This is a genomic window from Spirosoma pulveris, from assembly GCF_054781875.1.
Window position 1 is genome coordinate 272,630 of the sequence record NZ_BAAGTO010000003.1, and the last position, 22,923, is coordinate 295,552.

The following is a 22,923-nucleotide window of genomic DNA, read 5'->3' on the forward strand; positions in this document are numbered from 1 at the left end:
ATTGATCCAATTTATCTGTCGTCATAAATGGGTAAAGCCAAACAAAAAAGCGTAAAAACCGGTAGGTTGGTCTGCCGGTTTTTACGCTTTTTCAAGAACGTCAGTACTGACCGCTGACTGATCGGCTATATGGATTTACCGCTTACTTATCAAACCACTGGGGCGTATCGACGGCTAAGCCCGTGGGTGTATTGGGATTCGAGTTTATTTCTTCGCTGCGGTAAAGCAGTCGCCGAACCAGACCCGCCACGGGGGCACCCGACGGAGTCGTCATCGCCGGTATTTCCTGGCCAATTACGCCCGATCGCCGATTTTGCACCCAGCCCTCAATAGGTCGCATGAACAGGTCGAGGTATTGTTGCTGGCCCAGTACGGTTCGGTAGTTGGCCGCCGTTAGGACCGGTAATTGATTGATGTAGGTATCCGCTTGGGTGGCGGGTACGCCGAAGGACACCAGCGATGCCCGTACACCCGCGCGCATCCGCTGCGTAGCCAGATCGAACCCACCCGGCGCAAAGCCGCGGGCAATGGCTTCCGCTTCCAGCAGGAGTTGTTCCGAATAGGAAAAGGAAACTTCGGGCAGATCCGGACGCAGCAGGTTCATGTTCACCAGCGATGACTTCGTTGTGTAATTCTCCGTCGTGTTAAGGGCTACGTATTCACCGGGCGCAGCCTCCGGCCCTACCTGGAAAAAGTAGGGAATTCGGGGGTCGTTGAGCGACGCCAACAGGTCATAAACGACTTTGGAGCAGTACCAGTCCGACTGAACGCCCCCCCGAAAAATGGCCGTGAAGGAAAAACGCGGATTCTGCCGGCCGGGCTGGTTATAGTACTGGAACTGCATGGCATCTGTCGGGGCTGCAATCATGTTGCCGGCGGCCAGCAGTTGCCCAATGGCAGTTGCTTTGGTTGGGTCGGCGTCGACCATAGAAAACAGAATGCGTAGCTTGAGTGAATTGGCAAACTTGCGCCATTTCGTCATATCGCCCCCATAATAGAGGTCGTTGGGGGCAATAATGCCCTTACCGGCGGGGTCGATCTGGGCGATGGCTTCGTCGAGCAGCGCAATGGTTCCGTTCAGAACATCGGCCTGTTTGTCAAATTTGGGTAGGTCGACGGTGCCCTTGGCGGCATCCGTGAACGGGATATCGCCCCACAGCAGCGACGTTTGTGAATACGCAAACGCTTTCATGATCTTGCACTGCGCCAGCGCATTTTTATTGATGGGCTGGGCGCTTTCGGCCACGCGGATGGCCACTTCAAGGTTTTTCAGGACGTCGGTGTACGTTCGTCCCCAGGCCGACCGGATACGGGTCTGATCATATTTAGCCTGCTCCAGACCCCAGCGCCCCCCCGATGCCCACATCTGATTCATCAGGGCAATGGGCCAGGTCAGTTCGGCCACCCGCAGAAGCGAAAACTGGGTGCTGGCTCCCGAGAATAGCAGCGAAGGGTCGACGGTTGTTGAGCGATTGGGGTCGATGTTGAGGGTGCTATTTTTGAAACAGCCGGTGGCCGTCAGGGCCAGTAATCCAGCGTATAGTAGTTTTTTCATGGAAATACGAAGCGTTTGTTAGCGTTAATGAATGGCCAATCAAAAAGTAAAGCGCAGGTTGGCGCCAATGCTTCGGCTGCTGGGAATACTGCCCCGTTCAAGCCCTTCGCCAATGAGTCCGGTGCCGAGTACGTTGGCTTCGGGGTCAATGTGCGGTACGTTGGCGTGAATAATCCAGAGATTACGGCCTTCTACCCCAAAGGCAATGCTGCCGAACGGCGTCTTACTGACCAGCGAACGAGGCAGGTTGTAGGCGATACGTACCTCACGCAGTTTGGTGTACGACCCATCGAAGGTATTCGTTTCGGGACTGACCGAGTTATCCAACTGATTCCAGTATTGCTGCACACTGGCAACGGGAACGTCGTTCGGGCGATAAGTGCCGTCGGGATTGCGGATAACACCGGGGTCAATGAACGGGGTCCGGTTGTTGACCGCCGTTTCGGCAGCCAGACCTCCACTCCGCACAATACCGACCGTCTGCGAGTTGATAACGCCCCCTTTCCGAATGTCGACCAGAAAATTGACGTCAATTCCTTTGTACGAAAAGCTATTGTTGATCCCCAGCGTCCAGTCGGGGTAGATGTTACCCAGCAGTCGGCGTGGTCCTGCGGTACGGAGACCTGTAGTTGGGTTGATCACAATGTTTCCCTGCGGATCACGCAGCCAGCCTACGCCCTGAATATTGAATGTTTCGCCCGGCCGGGCTACGACAAAAATACCGAACCCATCGCCCGAGGTAGTGACGAACTCAGTCAGGCCGTCGGCCAGCGACTCAACCCGATTGCGGTTACGATTGAAGTTAAAAGCCGCATCCCACCGGAAGCCCGACCGGCTTTTGATGGGCGTTACGGTTAGCATGGCTTCCACACCCGTGTTCGAGATTTCGCCCACGTTGAGCCGCCGGGCCGAGTAGCCGGTCGATTGGGGCACGGCAATGGAGATGATCTGGTCGTAGTTCAGGTTTCGATAATAGGTCAGATCGAGGCCAAGGCGTCCGCCGAAGAATTTAAGTTCGGTACCAAATTCGTAAGAGGTTTGCTGCTGGGGGCGCAGGTTCGTTGGCGGCAGTACGTTGGTGGCCCCGAAAGCCGATGCACCGCCAATCGGGTATAGAATATTGAACGTATAAATGTCGTTGGCCTGGGTAAGCGGGTTGTAGGTGAAAGCCAGCTGGTACGGATCTTCGTCGGAGCCGACATTGGCATAGTTGGCCCGCAGTTTGGCGTAACTCAGAATGTCTCGTTTTACGATGCCCAGATTGGGGAAAGCTTCCGTTAAAATAAACGACCCGCTGACCGAGGGGTAGAAGTACGAGTTGTTATTGACCGGTAACGTACTGGACCAGTCATTCCGGCCTGTTACGTTCAGGAACAGGAAGTTCCGGTAATCGAAGCTGAAGTCGCCATAGGCCCCGAATATCTCCCGGCGGCTATAGAAGTTCGAGGCTACGTTAGACTGTGCGTTGGCAAAGGTGTACAACTGGTCGATGTTGAGCCCATCCGACAGCACCCGCGACCGGCGGATGGTGCGCTGGTTGAACTGATGGCCCACGATGCCTTTGAACGTCCAGTCTTCCGAAAGTCGATGGGTGAAAGTGCCGATCAGGTCGGATTGAAGTTCGCGCTCGTAGATTTCGTTGGTGTCGAACTGCCCGTTCAGGCGACCCCGGGTTCCCCTTCGGGTGGTGGACCGGCGGGTTTCGGAGAAGAAATCCGTTCCTACGCGACCCGTTAGATTGAACCAGGACGCTACGTCGTAACTCAGGCTGGTGCCGCCATAAACCCGGTCTACCGAGTTGGAGAATTTGTTGAAAGCCGTAACGAAATAGGGATTGTTCTGAATACCGTCGAGGTCAATGGCCCGGGCCAGATCGCCCGTCCAGCCCGCCGGTACTGTTTGGGTGGCGGGGGCGAACAGGTTATTTTTCAGGTCGTTGATGTCAATGGTAGGGGAGAGGCCCGCCAGAATTGTGGAGAGGATATTGGTTGTATTGGAGCCCTGCTGCGGCCGGCCATCGCTGGTGGTGCGCACGTAGTTGAGCCACACCCGTGAGGTAAGCTTGTCCGTTATTTTACGCCCCGCATTGATGGCAAACGTATTACGCCCAAGCTTCGACCCCGGCACGGTACCCGTCTGATTCAGGTTAGTAAAGCCAATGCGATAGTCGCCCTGATCACTGGCCCCGTCGAGCGACACACTGTTGATAATGGTCTGACCCGTCACGAAGAAATTCTTCCAGTTATTGGGATAGGCCGACAGCCTCTGCACGGTTGCGCCTGTGTAATCGAGCACTGGCCCGGTAATGCTGGCGATTTCCGGGCCCCAGCCGTTACCCAGACGGGGGTTGTATACGCCCCGCGTTCCCGGTCCGTATTGGCTCTGTGTGTCCGGAACCCGCAGCACATTGTCGGTGCGGTACGATGAGTTGACCGATATATTCATTTTTTTGGACCCCGCCTTACCTCGCTTGGTGGTGATCACGATAACGCCGTTACGGGCGCGGGAGCCGTACAGGGCCGAAGCAGCCGCCCCTTTCAGGACGTTCATCGACTCAATATCATCGGGGTTGAGGTCTCCGGCGCGGTTTCCTACATCGACGCCCCCCGTTACAATATCCGTTTCGGAGCCGTTAAAAGACGAGTTCGAGATGGGTACACCATCCACCACAAAAAGGGGTTCGCTGGAACTCGACAGCGAGTTTGCCCCGCGAATCATGACCCGTGTAGAACCACCCACCGATCCCGACTGCTGGGAGATGCGTACCCCGGCTACGCGCCCGGCCATGGAGTTGAGTACGTTAGGGTCGCGGGCTTTGACCAATTCCGATCCGCCCACCGTAGATACGGCATAGCCCAGCTCTTTCTTCTCCCGAACAATGGCATTGGCGGTCACAACAACCTCATCCAGATTCGTCAGGTCAGCGACCAGTTTTACATTGATCGTAGTCCGTCCGTCGAGGGCGATATCAACGGTTTTATAGCCAATGAACGAATAGACGAGTGTTTTGGCATTGGCGGGAATCGTAATCTGATACGTTCCATCGGCTTTGGTAACGGTGCCGGTGGTAGCCCCTTTTACCAGTACGTTCACACCTGGGATTCCTTCATTTTCGGGCGACGTTACCTTCCCCGATATAAGCTGCGTTTGCGCTTCTGACCGACATAGCGTGCCGATCAACAACAAAAAAACCAGTACTAGTTTTTCCATAGATGTGCTTGGTTTGAGTAAATGAGAAGAGCTGTAATCTGTGAGTGCCTCAGGGAATCCGTCTGACCGTGCGGATCAACACGGGCTTTCGGAGCAACTGTAGCGGATTGGAATAAGCATTGGTCGGGCCGGGCTGCCCGGTCTGGCCAATCTGAATTTTTCGTACCACATCCATTCCGGAAATCACCTGTCCGAAGGCCGCAAATCCCTGTCCGTCGGGGTTGCGTTTTCCGCCAAAATCCAGTTCAGGCTGGGGGTTAATGCAGATAAAAAATTCTGAAGCACCGCTATTGGGCGCACCGCGTGCCATGGAGAGGGTGCCATCCAGGTGTTTCAGGCCCGTTTTGGCGGTTGTTTCCTGGATAATGGGTGGAAACATGCGGGTTGTGTCGTTTTGTAAACCACCCTGAATAACCTCGATCTTAACGGGGCTCGTTGCCTGGTTATCCTGCCGCACGACGCGGTAAAAGTGGGTACTGTCGTACCGTTTGTCGTCGACGTACCGTAAGAAGTTAGCCACGGTAACCGGGGCCTTATCGGGATACAACCGGATAACGATGGGGCCTGCTTCAGTGTCTATCCGGACTTGCTGGGCATGAAGGGCAGTACTCAGCCCGGCGAGTAAGAAAGTAAACAGGAAGATGTTTTTCATAGTGCATTACACGGGTTGAGAATAAGTGGTCTTGTATAGGTAGGCGTAACCCGGATATACCCGGTTCTACCTATTCTATCGCAAATGCAATATGAGTATTTATACGAACATTAAAAGTTTTTAATCTCGCAATTTGTGTAAAATGAAACTTATATTATGTTTATTATCAATATATTACAAATAAATAATTAAAACTATAGAGTAAACATATTTACTTAAGTACATGAATACTATAGAGTAGGATAAATTAAGTGCGTGAAAGGGTCGGCTGGATCTGGAAGTCTGCTCATAAGACAGATTGTTCCGCTGGAAGTTATGCGTTGCTATTTCGGTGGTATTATTGCAGTCTGTATAGCCAGCCGTTCTGCTTCGTCAGCGCAATCGGCATCGTTTATTTCAACTCCAGTAGTCAAATGCGTCTATTTTCTTCTGCCAGCAGTTGCGCTAAATCGGCTGAAAGGCTGAACGCTAAAACCAGCATCTCGTCACTCCAGGTTGCAGGAAGGGTAACGCTTCTGCTGGTAGCGCTCTATGGTCTCGTGCTGGTATTGCCCTGCACAGCCCAATCCATTAAGCCTGTATCTCCTGCCATTACTTACCGTAATCCGGTGATTGCGGGCGATTTTGCCGATCCTTCGGTTATCCGGGTAGGGGATACGTATTATGCCGTAGGGACCTCATCGGAGTGGGGGCCTGCTTTTCCCATTTATTCTTCACGGGATTTAGTTAACTGGACGTGTCTCGGGCCGGTTTTTACGAAACTCCCCGCCTGGACGATGGGTAGTTACTGGGCACCTGAGCTCTATCATCAAGACGGTACGTTTTATGTTTATTACACGGCTCGTCGCAAAACCGATAAACATTCTTTTATCGGCGTAGCAACGACTCAGGATTTGCGGCAGGGATTCACGGATCATGGCCTCCTGCTGGAATGGACGTCCGAAGCCATTGACCCGTTTATTATTGACGACAACAACAAACGGTATATTACCTGGAAAGCGTACGGGCTGGATAAAGGCAAGTCCATTGAGATTTTGGGTGCGGAGTTAGCACCGAACGGACTAAAGGTAATAGGCCCGGCTTTTACGCTGTTGAAAGCCGAACAAACGGGTTGGGAAGCGGGCGGAACCGAAGGACAGGCGCTGTTTAAACGAGGCCGCTATTATTACATGCTTTACTCGGGAAATACCTGCTGCGGACCCCAGTGCAATTATCAAGTCGGATTGGCGCGGGCGAAAACGCTGCAGGGTCCCTGGGAAAAGTTTAGCGGTAATCCGGTTCTGGTTGGCGATGATACCTGGAAATGCCCCGGTCACGGTACGGTCGTTACCACGCCCGACAACCGTTATTTCTATTTACACCATGCCTATAATGGAGCCGATTTTACTTTTACCGGTCGGCAGGGCGTACTGAGCGAGCTGGTTTGGAATGAGCAGACACAATGGCCCGTTTTTCGATATGGTTCATCGACCCCGGCTCAGGCAGAATCGCCCCTGAGCAATCGGCAGCAGCCGACAGCGGGTTTGTCGGCCAGCTTTGCGGATAAAGCTGCCCACCTGCCCTGGGTGTGGGATGTCAGCTTACCCGCTCCGGCCTTCACCGTTCAGGATGGAAACTTACAGCTCACGCCGGCGACTGGCAGTCTGGTGGGCAGTTTCCTGGGATTGGTCATTCATAAAGGAACGTACACCTTCTCGGCAGACATCCGCCCGCAAGTGGATCTGCTGCAAAGCGTTTGTCTGTATGGCGACGCCAGCAACGCGCTGGGACTGGGCATTCGCGCAGACTCCCTCGAACTCTGGCAGGTGAAAGATGGCATACGCCAGGTAATTAAAAGACAGGTACGTACCCCAAAAATGCCCTATGCTACCCTTCAGCTCCGGAGCTATGCCGGGCGGTTTTATGAATTCGGCTCGTTAACGGCCGACGGTACGTTTCAACACCTGACAGAAGCACCCATCGACGGGTCGTTTCTCCCCCGCTGGGACCGGGCGCCCCGCCTTGGTATCAGCGTTTCGGGCCAGCCGAACAAAAGCAGTCTCATCCGTTCGGTATCGATGACGTACAACTAAGCTGGTTGTACTAAGGGTGGTTACGATCCGCAGAAACGTACTTCATCCGCTTTTAGCAAGCTACATGAAAGGAACTGCCCCACCTGGCAAAGTCGACCGTGACCGGTCTTTACAGCGTATATTGCATCTTTATAGGAAGCCCCCGTCGGCAGGAGTTTATTTGTGGCTCAGGAGCGGGAACTCTGTTCGGATAAACACAAGATGACGGGCTTGCCACTCTTTCGCCTAACTAGTCTGTCATGAAGTTATTTTTAAGTAGTCTCCTCTTTTTTGCTCTCGGGCAATTTGCGCTGGCGCAGCCCAAACAGGTGAACAATCAGCTCCTGTTCGGAGTCGCGTATTACGACGAATACATGCCTTACGAACGGCTGGAAAAAGATATCCAGATGATGAAGGAGGCTGGTATCAATGTCGTGCGCATTGCTGAATCTACCTGGAGCACCATGGAGCCCCAGGAAGGCATTTTTGACTTCACGCACATCGATCGGGTGCTGAATGCCATGCACAAAGCGGGCATTAAAGTTATTGTCGGCACACCAACTTACGCCGTGCCGACCTGGCTAGTCCGCAAATACCCGGATGTGCTGGCCATCACGCCCCAGGGACCCAACCGGTACGGTGCCCGCCAAAATATGGATATTTCCAACACCCACTTCCGGCAGCACGCTGAAGGGGCTATCCGCAAAATGCTGGCGCATGTGAAAGACCACCCGGCTATCATCGGCTATCAGGTCGATAACGAAACCAAAGCCTACAATACAGCCGGACCCGAGGTGCAAAAGCAGTTCGTCGCCTATATGAAGGCTAAGTTTGGGACGCTGGATGCCATCAATAAAGCGTTTGGGCTGGATTACTGGAGCAACCGGATCAATAGCTGGGACGATTTTCCGTCGATGGTCGGCTCCATCAATGCCAGTCAGAACGCCGAATTTGCCAAATTCCAGCGTAAACTGGTGACCGATTATCTGGCCTGGCAGACAAAAATAGTCAATGAGTACAAACGGCCGGGGCAGTTTGTTACTCAGAATTTTGACTTGGAGTGGCGGGGCTACTCCTACGGAATTCAACCGGACGTCGATCATTTTGCGGCTGCCAAACCACTGGATGTGGCCGGTATCGACATTTACCATCCGACCCAGGATGCCCTGACAGGCACGGAAATAGCCTTTGGCGGGGATATTGCCCGGTCGATGAAAGCCGATGCGTCCGGGGGTAAGAATTACCTGGTCATCGAGACGGAGGCCCAGGGTTTTCCTGAGTGGCTACCTTATCCCGGTCAGTTGCGATTACAGGCTTTCAGCCATCTGGCTTCGGGGGCTAACATGCTCGAATACTGGCACTGGCACTCGACTCATAACGCCATCGAAACCTATTGGAAAGGTCTGCTGAGCCAAGATTTTGAGCCGAACCCAACCTATGACGAGGCTAAAACAATCGGAAAAGACTTTGCCCGACTGAGTCCTCAACTGGTCAATCTGAAAAAAACGAATAAAGTAGCCATTCTCTTCAGCAACGAAGCCCAGACGGCCTTTAATGCGTTTAAATTTGGCTGGTATAGCCGGGACAACTACAACGACATCCTTCGGCCGATGTATGATGCGCTGTACCGCATGAATGTGGGCGTTGATTTTATTGACCCCGGCAGCCAGAACATCGAGCAGTACAAACTAATCGTCGTGCCGGCCCTGTATGCTGCGCCGGATAGCCTGCTACAGCGACTAAACCGGTTCGTTAAAAACGGGGGACACATTGTCTACACTTTTAAAAGTGGCTTTTCGGACCAGAACGTCAAAGTGCGAACCACCCCGCAGCCCGGCCTCATTAGCGAAGCGTTGGGCATCACCTACACGCAGTTTACCATTCCGCAGAACGTCGCTCTGAAAGGTGATCCCTTTGGCGTAGGCAGCAGCAATAATAAAGTCAAAGGCTGGATGGAACTCGTTACTCCCACAACGGCTAAAGTGCTGGCCTATTACGACCATCCGGTTTGGGAGAAGTATGCCGCCGTTACGCAAAATACCTTTGGGAAAGGGATGGCCACGTATATCGGCTGCTGGACGGAGGGAGCGGTAACGGAGAAAATCCTGGCTGACGTAGTGAAAAAAGCCAATTTGTGGGGGGATGCCCAATCGCTTTATTTCCCCCTGATTACCCGGCAGGGTACCAACGAACAAGGGAAAACGGTTCGTTACCTGTTTAACTATTCCGCCAAACCCGCTAAAGTCACGTACCCGTTTGCGAGCGGTCGGGAGCTGCTCCAGGGGGGCACAGTCACTAAAAATAGTGCGCTGGAGATAGCTCCCTGGGGCGTCAAAATCATCGAAGAGCAGTAAGAAACCTCAAAGCAGGTATACACCCCATGAAAGTCATTTTTACGTTTCTTTTTTGTTGCGCCATTAATGGACTACTACTGACGGGTTTGGCTCAGGTACCGTCTAAGTTCCGGGTGATGGTCTTAACCGACATTGAAGCGGACCCCGATGATGCCCAATCCATGGTTCGGTTTCTGACCTATGCCAACACCTGGGATGTGGAAGGTTTCATTGCGACCACCTCCATTCACCAGAAAACACGGGTAGCTCCCCAGAGCATCGATAAAATTTTGCGGGCCTACGCCAGCGTGCAGCCCAATTTGCTCAAGCACGAAAAAGGCTATCCGACCTATACGCAATTGAAGCCAAAAGTAAAAAAAGGACTGTCGGTATACGGCATGGAAGGTGTGGGGCCCGGCAACGACTCGGAGGGCTCCGACTGGATCGTCCAGGCTCTCAGCAAACCCGACCGGCGCCCCATCTGGTTCAGTGTCTGGGGCGGTAGTAACGTACTGGCGCAGGCACTCTGGAAAATCCAGCATACCAAAAGTCGGGTCGAGGCCGAAGCACTTTACCGGAAAGTACGGGTCTATACTATTTCCGATCAGGATGACAGCGGTCCCTGGATTCGTAAAACCTTTCCAACGATCTTCTACATCGTTACGCCCGGTTATAACTATGCCTACGCCACCTGGCTGGGCATGTCTTTTCCGTTTCCCGGAGTTAATAAGGAAGTCGTTTCCAATCTGTGGCTGGCCAACCATATTCAGCAGGGGCACGGGCCGCTGGGTGCCGTCTATCCCGATGTGGCCTATGGTATGGAGGGCGATACCCCTTCCTATCTGAATTTGATTGCCAATGGGCTAAGTGTTCCCGACCACCCCAATTATGGTGGATGGGGTGGTCGATACGAATTGTACCAGCCCGAATTCCGCGACTCGAATACGAGTTTTTTCAAACGGGAGAACTGGCCGGCAGATACCGCAGAAACGCGCCCTATCTGGACCAACGCCAATGACTCCGTGACCTCTCCGATCGATAACAAGCGGTATGGGAGTAATCAGGCAACCATCTGGCGCTGGCGGGAAGCCTTTCAGAACGATTTTGCTGCCCGTATGGACTGGTGTACCAAAGCGTATAAGGACGCCAACCACCCGCCAGTCCCCAAACTGGCTCATCCGGAATCATTTACTGTTAAATCGGGTCAGCTTTTCCATTTGAATGCGGACGGCACCTCTGACCCCGACGGCGATTCAATGAGCTTTCGATGGTTCCACTATAAGGAGGCCGGAACATACCCCGGTGAGGTCAGCTTTCGACCGTATGCGACCAATCTCTACGATTTGCCGGTGACGGCCCCGCCCGTGACGAAGTCTGAAACCATCCATTTTATTCTGCAGGTCACGGACAAAGGTACACCGGCGCTAACTCGTTACAAACGGGTCATTGTTACGGTACTGCCCAAATAACCAACGCGATTAAAGACGAAGTGAAACAGAGAAAATTTAAATTGGTGATTTAGTTAGAATAGCTTGATTATCAGGCTCAACTAATTGAAGTCACGCTTTTTAAAGATGCTCCTTACGCAGGGCGGGCGTTAGAATGACGCCCTCGCGGGGTTCGCGCAGGAGGATACTTTTCTCGTTGATCAGCGCCTTTAACGATTCGTTGGCGAGGGTATCCAGTAAGCGGTATTTTAGCTGGAACGTCTTGACCTGCTTATTTGGCTGTATCCATTTCATGATCTTACAGTGGCAATTGGCGTTCTCCGGCGTATTGGTAATTTCCTCCAGCGAACCACCCTTACCCTGTTTAATAAACACATTTCGAATGCCGATCATGTCGTTGCCATCACCCATATCGAAGCTCCAGGTGGTGGCAATACTGGTCAGGTAACCTTTCCCTTTGTCCAGCCGTAACAGTGCATGGATGGGCGATTCTACTTTATTGCTCTTGTTCTTCACCCGCGAATAAATGGACACTAGCGCCGGTGCTTCAAACTGCATATAGCCAATGTGGTCGATGTTGGCCCCGTGCCGGTTAAAAATGAAATACCCGTCTTTGTAGGTAATCTCCACGAGGTTGTTGGCCACCTGATGAAATCGGTTGGGGTCGTTGGCGCGGGCCTGGGGCGCTCCCGTATAATACAGCCAGATACCCGACAGGCTGTCGATTTCGGCCTGGGTGGGCTGGTAGGGCAGAATGTTCAGGTCTTTACGAAGGGTGGCCCATTCGTTTCGATCGATGATCCAGCGGGTGGTAACGGCTGCGAGCAAAGCCAGACAAATCAGTAAGCTGACCAGACCGACCCGCGCCTTTTTCCGGAAAGAAGCCTTCAGTTGTGTGGTTACCGTTTCTATGGCCTGCTGACTGGTGGCTAACTGTTGCCGAAGGGCTTCCTGCTCATCTAACTGCAACGCTACAGCCGCATCGACGCCTTCGATAAGCCGGGCATCCTGTGGCTGCCCGGCAAAACCCTTGCGGCCAACGCCATACAGGTATATGTAGCAGGCATCGATCAGAAACGACCGCGGATTGGCCACGAGTCGATGGTAAGCGTCCTTTACCTGAACGCCCGTTATGTCGTACTTCCTGTGGGGATAATCGACCTGTTTCGGATTGGGGTCAGACGGATATGGGTCGTGGTTCAGTTGAAGGGCCGTATGCGGCAATTCGTTACTGATCGAACTGAGCAGTCGGGCAATGCCCTCGTAGTTTTTCGGGTTGGTGTTGCGCACGATACGCCGATCCGTTGTGCGTTCGTATGTGTCAATGACCTTCTCAAGTAAGTACCCAATCTCCTCCTTACCTGTCTTTATTTTCATTAAAATGTTCGCTTTCAGTCGTTTATGTAAATTCCGTAATCTTCATAAAATTTCCTAAAGATACAGTTTCATTTAGTAAGCCTGATACGATCATATCAAAACGATTACACTGAAGGCCCGCCTATATTTGCCTTTCTCTCCTTTTTGTACAAAATAATACCTGTAAAGCGCAATAGACTAGTTTGTTGGAGGACAGGTCGATAATGAGAGGGGATGCTTGCCTATACCCCTCAACCCGCTAAAGGTGGAGCATTCCGATGTGGTTCCTCTCCCCCTTTAGGGGGCTGGGGGGTATAGGCAAGCACAAAAAAGGGTTTAATCGAATGCCCAACATTCAGTAATCAACAGCCTTGTGGTAACAAGGTATCAGCGTTACAAATCGCTTTATAAATATGCATCTTTTGAAACAGCCTAAAACCTTATTCCGGCAATTGCTGGTCCTTGTTTGTTTCCTCTTAACGCTTCCGCTCCAAGCGGCCAGAGTCGATTCGCTGGATGTGCCCAGCGCAGTGATGAACAAGAATCTGCGGGCGGTGGTCGTTTTGCCCGACTCGTACGCATCTTCAGCGAAAGCGAAAACGACCTACCCGGTACTCTATCTGCTTCATGGTGGCTATGGGCACTTTAATGACTGGATCACCAAAACGCCCGATAAGACCCTGATTCAACGGCTTGCCGACCAATACAATCTCATCATTGTGATGCCCGAAGGGGAGGTTTTTAGCTACTACCTGGATAGCCCCGTCATTAAAAACAGCCAGTTTGAGACCTACTTAACCAAAGAAGTCATTGACAAAATCGACAGGACTTACCGTACCATACCCACTCCAAAGGGTAGGGTCATTACGGGTCTGTCGATGGGCGGCTACGGAGCCTTGTACCTGGCGACGCGTCACCCCGATCTCTATTGCGCGGCTGGCAGCATGAGTGGGGCACTGAATCTGGACATGAACGCCTGGAAGCTTCCGCCCGATGCTACGAAAGGGATAAAGGCAGAATTTGAAAAGATTCTGGGACCATTCAGCCAGTCGCCCGACGGATGGGCTTCGTATTCGGTGGTGGGTATGGCCGATAAAATGAAAACGAATGGCTTGAAGCTCGTGATCGACTGTGGGGTGGATGATTTCCTGATCGAACCCAACCGGGAGCTGCACCATCGACTGGTTTTCAACCAGACGCCCCACGATTACAGCGAACGGCCCGGCGGCCACAGTTGGGACTTCTGGCAAAACGCTCTTCCTTACCAGGTGCTGTTTTTCAGTAAAGTCCTGAAAGGGAACTAAGTCGTATATCCTGACATCGACCTCAACCGAATCCTGAATTTTCCGACACAGACATTAACCAATACGCTCCATGAAAATCAAAACAACCCTTTTATCCCTGCTTGTTATCGCGTTGCCGCTGCTGGCCGTCGGACAGGCTAAAACCGGAACGACCGACCCCATTGTGGCCGGTAAAGGCATCGCTACCGTACCCACTGGCTCCGGTTCTGTTCGCGGCTATATCCACAACGGCACCTATACCTTCAAAGGCATTCCGTACGCCAAAGCCGAACGCTTTATGGCGCCCACCAAACCCGATTCGTGGACGGGCGTTCGCTCGTCGATGACGTACGGGCCTGTTTGTCCGATGGACGTGACCACAAGTACATACGATGAGATTGAATTTCCGTTTCACCACAACTGGGGTTACACCAACGAAAACTGCCTGAGTCTGAACGTCTGGACGCCGGAGATCAACAGTAAAAAAGGCCGCCCCATCATGGTTTGGCTGCACGGGGGTGGCTTTACGGCCGGTTCATCGGTCGAACTTCCATCGTACGATGGCGAAAACCTGACCAAAAAAGGGGATGTGGTTGTCGTAACGGTCAATCACCGCTTAAACGTACTGGGTTATCTGGATTTGTCGGCCTACGGGGAGAAGTATAAAAACTCCGCTAATGCAGGCCTGATGGATTTAGTATCCGCCTTGCAGTGGGTGCAGCAGAATATCGCGCAGTTCGGAGGTGATCCCGGCAACGTAACCATCTTCGGCCAGTCGGGTGGGGGCGGAAAGGTAACCAGTCTGATGAATGCCCCTTCGGCGAAAGGTCTGTTTCACAAAGCCATTGTGCAGAGTGGTAGCTACATCACCAGCTTCGCCGAAACCGATCTGACCCGCAAAGTAGGTGCCGTCCTGCTTGCTGAACTGAAGCTACAGCCAAATCAGATTGATTCCCTGCAAAAGATACCCTACGAACGGCTGAATGCGGCCAGCAAAAAAGCCATCCGCACCGTAGCCGACCAGTTGAAAGCCGATGGAAAATCGGCCGCCGGGCTGGGCTGGGGTCCCGTTCATGACGGGAGCTTCTTGCCTTATCAGCCCAATGAACCAGCCGCAATAGCCCTGTCGCAATCGGTTCCATTGCTCGTTGGCTCGACCAAAAATGAGTTCACCCCGTTCAATCCGGGCACCCGCAACCTGACGATGGAGGGGGCCAAAGATAACCTGCAGAAAAAGTATGGCGATAAGGCCGACGCGTATATGACAGCCGTAAAAAAGGCCTACCCGGAAACGGTCAAACCGTCGGACTACACAGACATCGACGTCAACTTCAGGCCGCTGACCATTCAGCAGGCCAACGCAAAAGCCATTCCGGGGGCGGCTCCGGTGTATATGTATCTGTTCACCTGGCAGTCGCCGGTGGTGGATGGCATCTACAAATCCATGCACTGTATGGAGATTCCCTTTGTGTTCGATAATATTAGCCTGTGTGAAGAAATGACGGGTGGTGGGAAAGCCGCTTATACGCTGGCCGACAAAACGAGCCGGGCCTGGATTGCGTTTGCCAGAACGGGCAACCCGAACCATAAAGGTTTACCAAACTGGCCCGCCTACACGCCCGAAAATGGCGCGACCATGATTCTCGACAATACCGTTCAGGTGAAAAGTCACCCCGACAAAGACCTGTTGCAGATCGCTACGGGAAAAACGATGTAAAAATAACCTTACCCACCTGACTGCCTCATGCTATCATTACTTGGCTTTGCCACCATCGCGGTATTTCTGGTGCTGATCATCACCAAACGGCTATCGGTCATTACAGCGCTGGTGCTGGTGCCGGTTATCATGGGGTTTCTGGCGGGATTTGCCCCGAAGGAGTTGGGGGAGATGATTCTGGCGGGTATCAAGCAGGTAGCTCCCACAGGTATTCTGCTCATGTTTGCCGTACTGTATTTCGGCACCATGCTCGATGTCGGCCTGTTCGACCCCATTATTGCGGCCATTATCCGGTTTGTGAAAGGCGACCCGCTGAAGGTTATTCTGGGAACGGCGGTACTGACCATGATCGTCCACCTCGACGGCGACGGAACGGCTACGTTCATGATCGTGATGTCGGCTTTTTTGCCTATATACAAGCAGCTAGGCATCAACCGTCTGATCCTGACGGGTATCGTAGCATTGAGCGTGGGGCCGATGCACCTGGTGCCCTGGTCCGGTACCTCGGCGCGGGCCATTTCGACGCTGAAAACGGATGCTACGCAGTTATTCAACCCGAATATCCCGGCCATAATGGCCGGGATTATTTGGGTGTTATTTGTCGCCTATTGGTTCGGACTGAAGGAGCGAAAACGTCTGGGCATCAGCGATCTGGACTACATACATCGGGACAGCCTCACCGACGAGCAGCGGCAGTTCCGGCGTCCGCGCCTGTTCTGGGTGAATGCCGCGCTGACCATTGGCCTCATCACAACGCTGATGAAAGGCTGGGTTCCGGCACCGGCCCTGTTCATTTCGGCGGCCATTTTCGCACTGCTGATCAATTATCCCCGTTTGCCCGATCAGCAGAAAGTGTTGCGAAGCCATGGTAACAACATTTTTATGGTGTCGAGTATGATCTTTGCGGCCGGCGTGTTTTCGGGCATCCTGACCGGCGGCAAAATGATCGACGCGATGGCAACGTCGGTCGTCTCGCTGATTCCGCAGCAGCATGCGGCCTGGCTGCCCACGCTGACGGCCATTACCAGTATACCCGCCAGCCTGCTTTTCACGCCCGACGCCTACTATTTCGGCGTTGTACCCATCCTGAGCCAGACTGCCACGCAGTTCGGCATCGACCCGCTCGAAATTGGCCGGGCCGCGTTGCTGGGCCAGATGACGGTCGGTTTCCCGGTTAGTCCACTCACGGCCTCTACCTTCCTGCTGGTGGGTCTGGCCGACGTGGATTTGGGCGATCATCAGAAATTTATCCTTAAATGGGCCTTCGGTACAACCCTCGTTATGACGCTGGCGGCCCTCTTAACCGGCTCGATTCATTTATGAAACCGTCTGTCCGAATTGGGTGCGGGGCTGGCTTCTCCGGCGACCGGCTCGAACCTGCCCTCGTGCTGGTTCAGGAGGGTGAATTGGATTACTTGGTACTGGAGTGCCTGGCCGAGCGCACTATTGCGCTGGCGCAGAAACGGAAACGGCAAGATGCCACGCTAGGCTACGACCCTTTGCTGGAACGCCGAATCGAAAGTCTGTTGCCCCATTTGCTGGACAAGAAAGTACGCCTGATCACCAACATGGGGGCAGCTAATCCGCTGGCAGCCGCCCAAAAAATCGTTGACATTGCTAAGCGACTTTCGCTCTCCGTAACGGTGGCGGCTGTTACCGGCGATGATGTATTTAGCCTGCTTTCGGGCAGCGAAACGGCGCTGGAAACGGGTAAGCCTCTGGCCGATTCGGGTCCGCTGGTGTCGGCCAACGCCTACATGGGTATCGACGCCATTTTGCCGGCGCTGGCGACCTCAGCCGATATTATCATTACAGGCCGCGTGGCCGACCCCTCACTATTCTTAAGCCCGCTGGTGCATGAGTTTGGCTGGTCGCTGAATAATCCCGATCAGATGGGACAAGGTACCGTCGTTGGACATTTGCTGGAATGCGCCGGTCAGCTGACGGGCGGTTACTTCGCTGATCCAGGCCGCAAAGACGTGCCCGACATGGCGCATCTGGGGCATCCCTTTGCCGATGTATCGCCGGATGGTATGGCCGTTTTCGGTAAAGTAGCCGGTACGGGTGGGATGTTGAGTTTAGCCACTGCTAAAGAGCAGCTGCTTTACGAAGTGATGGACCCCAGCCGCTACATGACTCCCGACGTAATCGCCGATTTCACGCAGGTAAGGCTATCCGAAACAGGACCCGATAAGATACAAGCCTTGGGTGGGCGCGGTCAATCCCGACCCGATACTCTGAAAGTCAGTGTTGGCTACGAAGCCGGGTTTATTGGCGAAGGCGAAATTTCGTATGCCGGTGCCAACGCATTGGGCCGAGCTAAACTGGCCGGAGCCATCATTGAGGAACGGCTCCAGGACCGGTTCACCGAGTTGCGCATCGACTACATTGGCAGCACGTCGGTGCATCGGACCAGCTTCGGTCATTACCCGGACCCTTACGAAATTCGACTGCGGGTGGCGGGGAAAGCGGCCACGGCGCAACAGGCCGCATTGGTGGGCGAAGAAGTCGAAGCCCTTTACACCAACGGTCCGGCCGGGGGGGGCGGTGCCCGCAAGTACCTGCATGAGCTGGTGGGCATCGTTTCGACGCTCATTGACCGAAATCAACTAACGCCACAGGTAACGCTGTTTCAATCATGACCATTAAGCTATACGACATTGCCCACAGCCGGGCGGGCGACAAAGGCAATACGCTCACCCTCTCGCTCATTCCGTATAAAACCGACGATTATCCGTTACTCTGCACGCAGGTTACGGCAGAGGCTGTCAAAAAGCACTTGGCAGACGTCGTCGTGGGCGACATTACGCGCTACGAGTTACCCAACCTGCCCGCGCTCCAGTTCGTTTGCCAGCAGGCCCTGACGGGTGGCGTAACGACCTCACTCACGATGGACACGCACGGGAAAAGCCTGAGTTATGCGCTGCTGGAAATGTCGATAGAAGAAGAAACAGAGTAAAAGAAGTGAAAGAGTGGCGGATTATTGAGTCGTTATATTCGCAGGTCATTGATACATCGAGAGTAGTGACATACTATTATAACACGCACTACAACTTTTGACATGGCTTTGGACTGGACTTGCTACATTTAACTGGACATTAAGTTAAGCATGATTTAACTTAGTGTACTAGGAAAACCAGAAGGCAGTACGACCGCACGGGCGGCCCCGGAGGAATTTAAAAAGATGGCAGTGGAGCTGTCAATGGCTAAAGGCTCTCTAAAAGAGACCGCTGTTGAGTTAGGTATTACGCCCCAAATTCTAACCCGGTGGCGACGTCAAAAAGTAGGCTCATTAGGCACTAATGCCAGCGGACGAGCCCAGTTGAGCCAAGACCAACAGGAGATTCAGCGCTTGAAAAAAGAACTTAGACAAGCCGAGTTAGATCGGATCGCCGAAGCGACGCGATATCTTAAAAAAGGCGGTCGGCATCTTCACCAGGAGCAACAGGAAAAACCGATTCATAAAAGCACATGAATCGGTTTTTCCTGTTGAGACGATGTGTCGGAGACTGAAGGTGAGCCGAACGGGGCCGCCCGAGCGGTGGCTATTATTATTGGTTAGCTGATCGACCCAGTAAAAGAAAGACAGAAAATGAGTCCATACTGAAGCTCATAAAAGATTCATTCACAGCTAGTAAAGGACGATATGGCAGTCCAAGAATTACCCAGGATCTAACCGGTCAGGGCCACGCTATTTCGCGTCCCCGAGTGGCCAGACTAATGAAAAAAGCGCAGATTCAAAGCATCATTCAAAAGAAATATGTGGTGACCACAACGGACTCAAACCATACTTACCCAGTGGCCGGTAATCATTTAGATCGGAACTTTAACCCATCACAACCTGGCAAAGCCTGGGTCTCGGACCTCACGTATATACGTACCCGCGAAGGTTGGCTGTACTTAAGGATCATCATGGACTTGTTTGATCGACAAGTCATAGGTTGGGCCTTGAGTGAGTCGATGAAAGCTAGTCAGACCCGTGTTGCGGCTTGGAAGATGGCTATTAAAAACAGACCTGTTGCCGATAAATTAATTTTCCACTCAGATCGCGGCATTCAGTAGGCATGCAATGCATTTACGGATAAACTAGCTGTCAGCACAAACGTAGTACAAAGTAGGAGCGGGAGGGGAAATTGCTGCTTCGGCGGTCCGATGGAACAATGCGGTAGCGGAGAGCTTTTTTAAAACGTTGAAGACTGAACTGGTCTACCAACAGGACTATATAACGGTTAAAATGGCCAAACAGGCTTTGTTTGAGTACATTGAAATTTGCGGGGCCGCCCGTGCGGTATAATCGCCAGCGAAGACATTCGGCACTGGGGTATCTTTCGCCCGTTGAATTCAATAAAAGGCAATGTCAACATGTTGCTTAAATTTTTGTCCAGTATTCTGTTGTAAGTCCACATCGGCGTGGGCATCGCCTGTAAACATACCTGTAAAATCTCCCACGCTTAATAAGAAGGCAATACTGCTACGGTTGCTCCAAGACTTATCTGGAACAAAGTCACGCTGGATTAGCCTGTTAATCGGTAACTGATGATCTGAGACAGAAGATCCCACTTTTTGATTTCGTTGTTGAATCAATTTTTCCTGAGCTTTCCATTTAACTAAAAACTGCTCGTATTGCTCGATATCAGGTGAAAGGATGCGTAGGGTCATCCCATCAATTTGATGAATTTGTCCTGCCAAAATAGGTGTTTTATTCAGCTTCTTACGCTTTGAAAGTAGATCGCGTAATCTGAATCCTTGCCTTACGCTTACGGGCCCCTGTTCATCGACTATCAGGTCAACGGGGTTGTAATTCATCCAAAATTGATCGACTTCACTAGTACCATTTTCTTTAAGAAAAGGAATAACCCCACCGATATGGTCATTATCTGTATGGGTTAATATGAAAAGTGAAACCCGTTCTGATTTCAGGATAAGTTGCTGTAAACCTTTTGATAAGGTTCGATGGTAGGTCTTACTATAGCCAGCGTCGGCAACAATATGTTTAGTGGGAATTTCGGAATGCGATTGGTAACTGATCAGCAGACAATCCCCACAGAAAACAGAGTAAGCGGTTATAGACAGAGTCAACTGAAATTATAAAGATTTAGAGAACTGATTCATGCAATTACATAAAGATAAAAAAAATGGCTTAGTTGGATCAAGATTTCTTTGAACCCCCTATTTGTTTGAAGCCAGGGTATTATTTGAATAAATCGGAAATATTAGAAGAGGCTAATTTCACAAAGGCTTGTGGGAAGATAAAGAATGCTTTGTGTATTCCGGTAGATGACGGTTTTTTACAAAACGGCAAATACACCTAATATTCGTATCTTGCAGAATGGAAGCTCAAAGAGAAATAGAGTGGCTGGAGCCTGATATTCCCTCGCTCTCAGCCTGCGCGTTTTGTAAGTTTCGCCTAGAAAACTCTTCCTGCGATGCTTATCCTGGTGGAATCCCCGAGCGCTGGTTATTCACTAATGACGTACATGACCAGGTGGAGCCTGATCAGCAGGGCACTGCCGTTTTTATGTCTACTCTGTAAACCGGCACCGCCCTAGCTCATAAAGTAAAAGCCGTTTAAATATGACCAATGATCTGACTGGCCTGCGCGTTTTTCGCATCCCTATGTGCTTTTACTGCGCTCACTACAAGGGCGAAAAAGGGAAGATGACCTGCTACGCCTACCCGGATGAAATCCCGGACCGGATTGTCTTTGGCGGGCCGGACGCGCATGTCCAGGTACAGGCTGATCAGGAGGGGGTGGATGTCTTTATGGTCATCCCCGGCTAAATAACTGGCGTCATTTTAGTAGGTCATGTATTTTCCTTAAATTACATAGATGTCCCTGGCAAGTAAGTCGAAGGACATTGATGACTCTTATGGAAAACCCTAAAGATAAGTTCATCGCCGATGGGCCAGTGTTTCGGATGAGCGCCTGTTCGGGCTGCCTGTACGTGCGCCCCGGAAAAGTCGATGGGCGCACCCGTCCGGTTTGCGATGCCTATCCGAGCGGCATTCCTTTTCAGTTTACCCACGGAACTGTACATGATTCCGTTCAGGATGACCAGGTGGGGACGCTCACCTACGTATCCATCGAGGCCATTTGGGCCGCTGCTGACACTGAAGAGGTATAACGGTTGTATTAATGTGAACCAATAACGGTCAGCTAAACTCTTGATATAAGTGGATCCTTTTCAAGCCTTATTAAAATTGCCCCAGTTGATTGAAGACTACGAGCGGGTGAGCCAGGAGCTGGCCCAGACCAAAAAAGAACTGGCGGATATGGAGGATGATCGATACGTTACGTGGGAATGGATCTGCGAGTACTTCCAGATTACCCGGCAAGGTTTCGTAAATATCTTCCGGGAAAGTAGGTGACGATGAAAACAAGGGTATTGCCTTGCCAGACGTTATCGGTATTCTTGGTGTTTGCTGGGAGTTTGTTACTACCCCCATTTGGCTATCGCTAGTAACATGCCTAGTGGGTAGTATCCGCATGTGGAGTGTAGTTTAAGTGTCCATAGTTAGTGCCATTTGGCTTCAATTGAAGTTCAATTATTACTCCACCCATTGAGCTATCACGTTCACGCATCTGTTTCACATCACTAGCTATTTTACGCCAGATCGCATCTTGACAAGTTGGCTCTAAAACTTCTAATGCTTCATACATTTGAGCTAACTCCTTGTAGCGTACTTCAATGAAATTTTGATTTCCATTTTCCTTTACTGCGTATTCGTCTGCACGCTTACTGAAATCCTGATATAAGGATTCTAGTGCGTTAAAGGCTACGCCTGGTGTCTAATACGGCATCTCGTTTCACCCCTTTACGCCGAGTAGTGGCGGTAAATGGGTGAGCGAAATCAATAGATTCGTCTTGTAGAGGTCGTTGGTTTTCGAGTAACCAATCGCGTAGGATTTCCTCGCTGAATACGAGCGTACCATTGCGTTTCGAATGAGGGATTCTTCTTTTACTTGCTAAGTTGTAAATACTTTGTTGAGCAAATCCTGTAATTTCTTCTGCAAGTTTGATCCCGCCGACGCGGTCGTGAATGGGGATGTCAGTAGGCACGTATTTATTGTGCTGGACTTTTTGACCTTCTTCTCGAATGAGCGTACGAAACCATAGTTCAAGAGCTTCGAAGGTGCTTTTGTTGTGCATTTCATCATGTCCTTTGGATAGTTATTTAATTAGGACATTGCAAAATTCGAGAAGTAAAGATTGGTAAAAGGCTATATTAAAAGTGCTAAGATAAATTAAAAGTAAACTATTTAAATTAAAAGTACTTTTTTGTTGTAATCTACTTATTCATAGATTATTACATTCTT

The 22,923-nt window shown here is 51.7% G+C and carries 18 protein-coding genes and 3 pseudogenes; 15 read left to right on the forward strand and 6 right to left on the reverse strand.

Translation table 11 applies throughout. From position 1 onward, the window contains the following. Positions 1-142: 142 nt before the first annotated feature. From ACYVJM_RS13895 to ACYVJM_RS13905, 3 genes are read right to left on the reverse strand one after another with little or no spacing between them, the layout of a single operon-like run. On the reverse strand, positions 143-1,555 hold the full coding sequence (locus ACYVJM_RS13895) for a SusD/RagB family nutrient-binding outer membrane lipoprotein (RefSeq protein WP_461148836.1): 1,413 nt from the start codon (positions 1,553-1,555) through the stop codon (positions 143-145). A gap of 39 nt (positions 1,556-1,594) precedes the next feature. Then, positions 1,595-4,765, reverse strand: coding sequence for a SusC/RagA family TonB-linked outer membrane protein (locus ACYVJM_RS13900; RefSeq protein ID WP_461148837.1), 3,171 nt, complete (start codon positions 4,763-4,765; stop codon positions 1,595-1,597). A 49-nt stretch (positions 4,766-4,814) separates the two neighbouring features. Next, a complete protein-coding gene (locus ACYVJM_RS13905; RefSeq protein ID WP_461148838.1) occupies positions 4,815-5,417 on the reverse strand; it encodes a peptidylprolyl isomerase in 603 nt (200 codons plus the stop codon). A gap of 413 nt (positions 5,418-5,830) precedes the next feature. Between ACYVJM_RS13905 and ACYVJM_RS13910 the strand changes: the two genes are divergently transcribed. The 3 genes from ACYVJM_RS13910 (at position 5,831) to ACYVJM_RS13920 (ending at position 11,270) form a co-directional block, all read left to right on the forward strand. Next, positions 5,831-7,489 carry a glycoside hydrolase family 43 protein gene (locus ACYVJM_RS13910; protein ID WP_461148839.1) on the forward strand — a complete coding sequence of 553 codons (1,659 nt, stop codon included), beginning with the start codon at positions 5,831-5,833 and terminating at the stop codon, positions 7,487-7,489. A gap of 239 nt (positions 7,490-7,728) precedes the next feature. After that, positions 7,729-9,822, forward strand: coding sequence for a beta-galactosidase (locus ACYVJM_RS13915; RefSeq protein WP_461148840.1), 2,094 nt, complete (start codon positions 7,729-7,731; stop codon positions 9,820-9,822). A gap of 26 nt (positions 9,823-9,848) precedes the next feature. Next, positions 9,849-11,270, forward strand: a complete 1,422-nt coding sequence (locus ACYVJM_RS13920; protein WP_461148841.1) for a DUF1593 domain-containing protein — start codon at positions 9,849-9,851, stop codon at positions 11,268-11,270. 99 nt (positions 11,271-11,369) lie between these two features. On the opposite strand, the gene ACYVJM_RS13925 is transcribed toward ACYVJM_RS13920, so the two are convergent. After that, positions 11,370-12,626, reverse strand: a complete 1,257-nt coding sequence (locus ACYVJM_RS13925) for a hypothetical protein (protein ID WP_461148842.1) — start codon at positions 12,624-12,626, stop codon at positions 11,370-11,372. A 392-nt stretch (positions 12,627-13,018) separates the two neighbouring features. On the opposite strand from ACYVJM_RS13925, the gene ACYVJM_RS13930 reads away from it, so the two are divergent. From ACYVJM_RS13930 to ACYVJM_RS13965, 8 genes and pseudogenes are all read left to right on the forward strand, one after another. Continuing rightward, positions 13,019-13,909, forward strand: coding sequence for an alpha/beta hydrolase (locus ACYVJM_RS13930; RefSeq protein ID WP_461148843.1), 891 nt, complete (start codon positions 13,019-13,021; stop codon positions 13,907-13,909). 70 nt (positions 13,910-13,979) lie between these two features. After that, entirely contained in the window at positions 13,980-15,605 is a 1,626-nt protein-coding gene (locus ACYVJM_RS13935) for a carboxylesterase/lipase family protein (RefSeq protein WP_461148844.1), read from the forward strand. Between the two features lie 27 nt (positions 15,606-15,632). Further along, positions 15,633-16,928, forward strand: a complete 1,296-nt coding sequence (locus ACYVJM_RS13940) for a CitMHS family transporter (RefSeq protein WP_461148845.1) — start codon at positions 15,633-15,635, stop codon at positions 16,926-16,928. Beyond that, complete coding sequence (locus ACYVJM_RS13945; protein ID WP_461148846.1) at positions 16,925-18,247, forward strand: acyclic terpene utilization AtuA family protein; 1,323 nt, start codon at positions 16,925-16,927, stop codon at positions 18,245-18,247. Before ACYVJM_RS13940 ends, ACYVJM_RS13945 begins: the two co-directional genes overlap by 4 nt. Beyond that, positions 18,244-18,564 (forward strand): AtuA-related protein, encoded by a 321-nt coding sequence (locus tag ACYVJM_RS13950; RefSeq protein WP_461148847.1) that lies wholly within the window; start codon positions 18,244-18,246, stop codon positions 18,562-18,564. The genes ACYVJM_RS13945 and ACYVJM_RS13950 overlap by 4 nt, the downstream gene beginning before the upstream one ends. Before the next feature lie 219 nt (positions 18,565-18,783). Further along, positions 18,784-19,080: pseudogene (locus tag ACYVJM_RS13955) on the forward strand (transposase); the annotation flags it as partial. Between the two features lie 80 nt (positions 19,081-19,160). Next, positions 19,161-19,667: pseudogene (locus ACYVJM_RS13960) on the forward strand (IS3 family transposase); the annotation flags it as partial. Positions 19,668-19,758: 91 nt separating this feature from the next. Further along, positions 19,759-19,978, forward strand: a pseudogene (locus ACYVJM_RS13965) (IS3 family transposase); the annotation flags it as partial. Here the strand turns inward: ACYVJM_RS13965 and ACYVJM_RS13970 are convergent. Then, a complete protein-coding gene (locus tag ACYVJM_RS13970) occupies positions 19,947-20,684 on the reverse strand; it encodes a ComEC/Rec2 family competence protein (protein ID WP_461148848.1) in 738 nt (245 codons plus the stop codon). The pseudogene ACYVJM_RS13965 and the gene ACYVJM_RS13970 sit on opposite strands and share 32 nt — an antisense overlap. 250 nt (positions 20,685-20,934) lie before the next feature. Between ACYVJM_RS13970 and ACYVJM_RS13975 the strand changes: the two genes are divergently transcribed. The 4 genes from ACYVJM_RS13975 (at position 20,935) to ACYVJM_RS13990 (ending at position 21,974) form a co-directional block, all read left to right on the forward strand. Then, positions 20,935-21,138 (forward strand): hypothetical protein, encoded by a 204-nt coding sequence (locus tag ACYVJM_RS13975; protein ID WP_461148849.1) that lies wholly within the window; start codon positions 20,935-20,937, stop codon positions 21,136-21,138. Positions 21,139-21,221: 83 nt separating this feature from the next. Then, positions 21,222-21,386 (forward strand): hypothetical protein, encoded by a 165-nt coding sequence (locus ACYVJM_RS13980; protein ID WP_461148850.1) that lies wholly within the window; start codon positions 21,222-21,224, stop codon positions 21,384-21,386. 89 nt (positions 21,387-21,475) lie between these two features. Then, on the forward strand, positions 21,476-21,730 hold the full coding sequence (locus ACYVJM_RS13985) for a hypothetical protein (RefSeq protein WP_461148851.1): 255 nt from the start codon (positions 21,476-21,478) through the stop codon (positions 21,728-21,730). Between the two features lie 49 nt (positions 21,731-21,779). Next, positions 21,780-21,974, forward strand: coding sequence for a hypothetical protein (locus ACYVJM_RS13990; RefSeq protein WP_461148852.1), 195 nt, complete (start codon positions 21,780-21,782; stop codon positions 21,972-21,974). 401 nt (positions 21,975-22,375) lie between these two features. Here the strand turns inward: ACYVJM_RS13990 and ACYVJM_RS13995 are convergent, their stop codons facing one another. Continuing rightward, positions 22,376-22,756 carry a helix-turn-helix domain-containing protein gene (locus ACYVJM_RS13995; protein ID WP_461148853.1) on the reverse strand — a complete coding sequence of 127 codons (381 nt, stop codon included), beginning with the start codon at positions 22,754-22,756 and terminating at the stop codon, positions 22,376-22,378. Positions 22,757-22,923: the final 167 nt, after the last annotated feature.

Coding starts and splice junctions, on each gene's coding strand:
- ACYVJM_RS13895 (WP_461148836.1), bottom strand. CDS start 1,555: ATGAAAAAACTACTATACGCTGGATTACTGGCCCTGACGGCCACCGGC.
- ACYVJM_RS13900 (WP_461148837.1), bottom strand. CDS start 4,765: ATGGAAAAACTAGTACTGGTTTTTTTGTTGTTGATCGGCACGCTATGT.
- ACYVJM_RS13905 (WP_461148838.1), bottom strand. CDS start 5,417: ATGAAAAACATCTTCCTGTTTACTTTCTTACTCGCCGGGCTGAGTACT.
- ACYVJM_RS13910 (WP_461148839.1), top strand. CDS start 5,831: ATGCGTCTATTTTCTTCTGCCAGCAGTTGCGCTAAATCGGCTGAAAGG.
- ACYVJM_RS13915 (WP_461148840.1), top strand. CDS start 7,729: ATGAAGTTATTTTTAAGTAGTCTCCTCTTTTTTGCTCTCGGGCAATTT.
- ACYVJM_RS13920 (WP_461148841.1), top strand. CDS start 9,849: ATGAAAGTCATTTTTACGTTTCTTTTTTGTTGCGCCATTAATGGACTA.
- ACYVJM_RS13925 (WP_461148842.1), bottom strand. CDS start 12,626: ATGAAAATAAAGACAGGTAAGGAGGAGATTGGGTACTTACTTGAGAAG.
- ACYVJM_RS13930 (WP_461148843.1), top strand. CDS start 13,019: ATGCATCTTTTGAAACAGCCTAAAACCTTATTCCGGCAATTGCTGGTC.
- ACYVJM_RS13935 (WP_461148844.1), top strand. CDS start 13,980: ATGAAAATCAAAACAACCCTTTTATCCCTGCTTGTTATCGCGTTGCCG.
- ACYVJM_RS13940 (WP_461148845.1), top strand. CDS start 15,633: ATGCTATCATTACTTGGCTTTGCCACCATCGCGGTATTTCTGGTGCTG.
- ACYVJM_RS13945 (WP_461148846.1), top strand. CDS start 16,925: ATGAAACCGTCTGTCCGAATTGGGTGCGGGGCTGGCTTCTCCGGCGAC.
- ACYVJM_RS13950 (WP_461148847.1), top strand. CDS start 18,244: ATGACCATTAAGCTATACGACATTGCCCACAGCCGGGCGGGCGACAAA.
- ACYVJM_RS13975 (WP_461148849.1), top strand. CDS start 20,935: ATGGAAGCTCAAAGAGAAATAGAGTGGCTGGAGCCTGATATTCCCTCG.
- ACYVJM_RS13980 (WP_461148850.1), top strand. CDS start 21,222: ATGTGCTTTTACTGCGCTCACTACAAGGGCGAAAAAGGGAAGATGACC.
- ACYVJM_RS13985 (WP_461148851.1), top strand. CDS start 21,476: ATGGAAAACCCTAAAGATAAGTTCATCGCCGATGGGCCAGTGTTTCGG.
- ACYVJM_RS13995 (WP_461148853.1), bottom strand. CDS start 22,756: ATGCACAACAAAAGCACCTTCGAAGCTCTTGAACTATGGTTTCGTACG.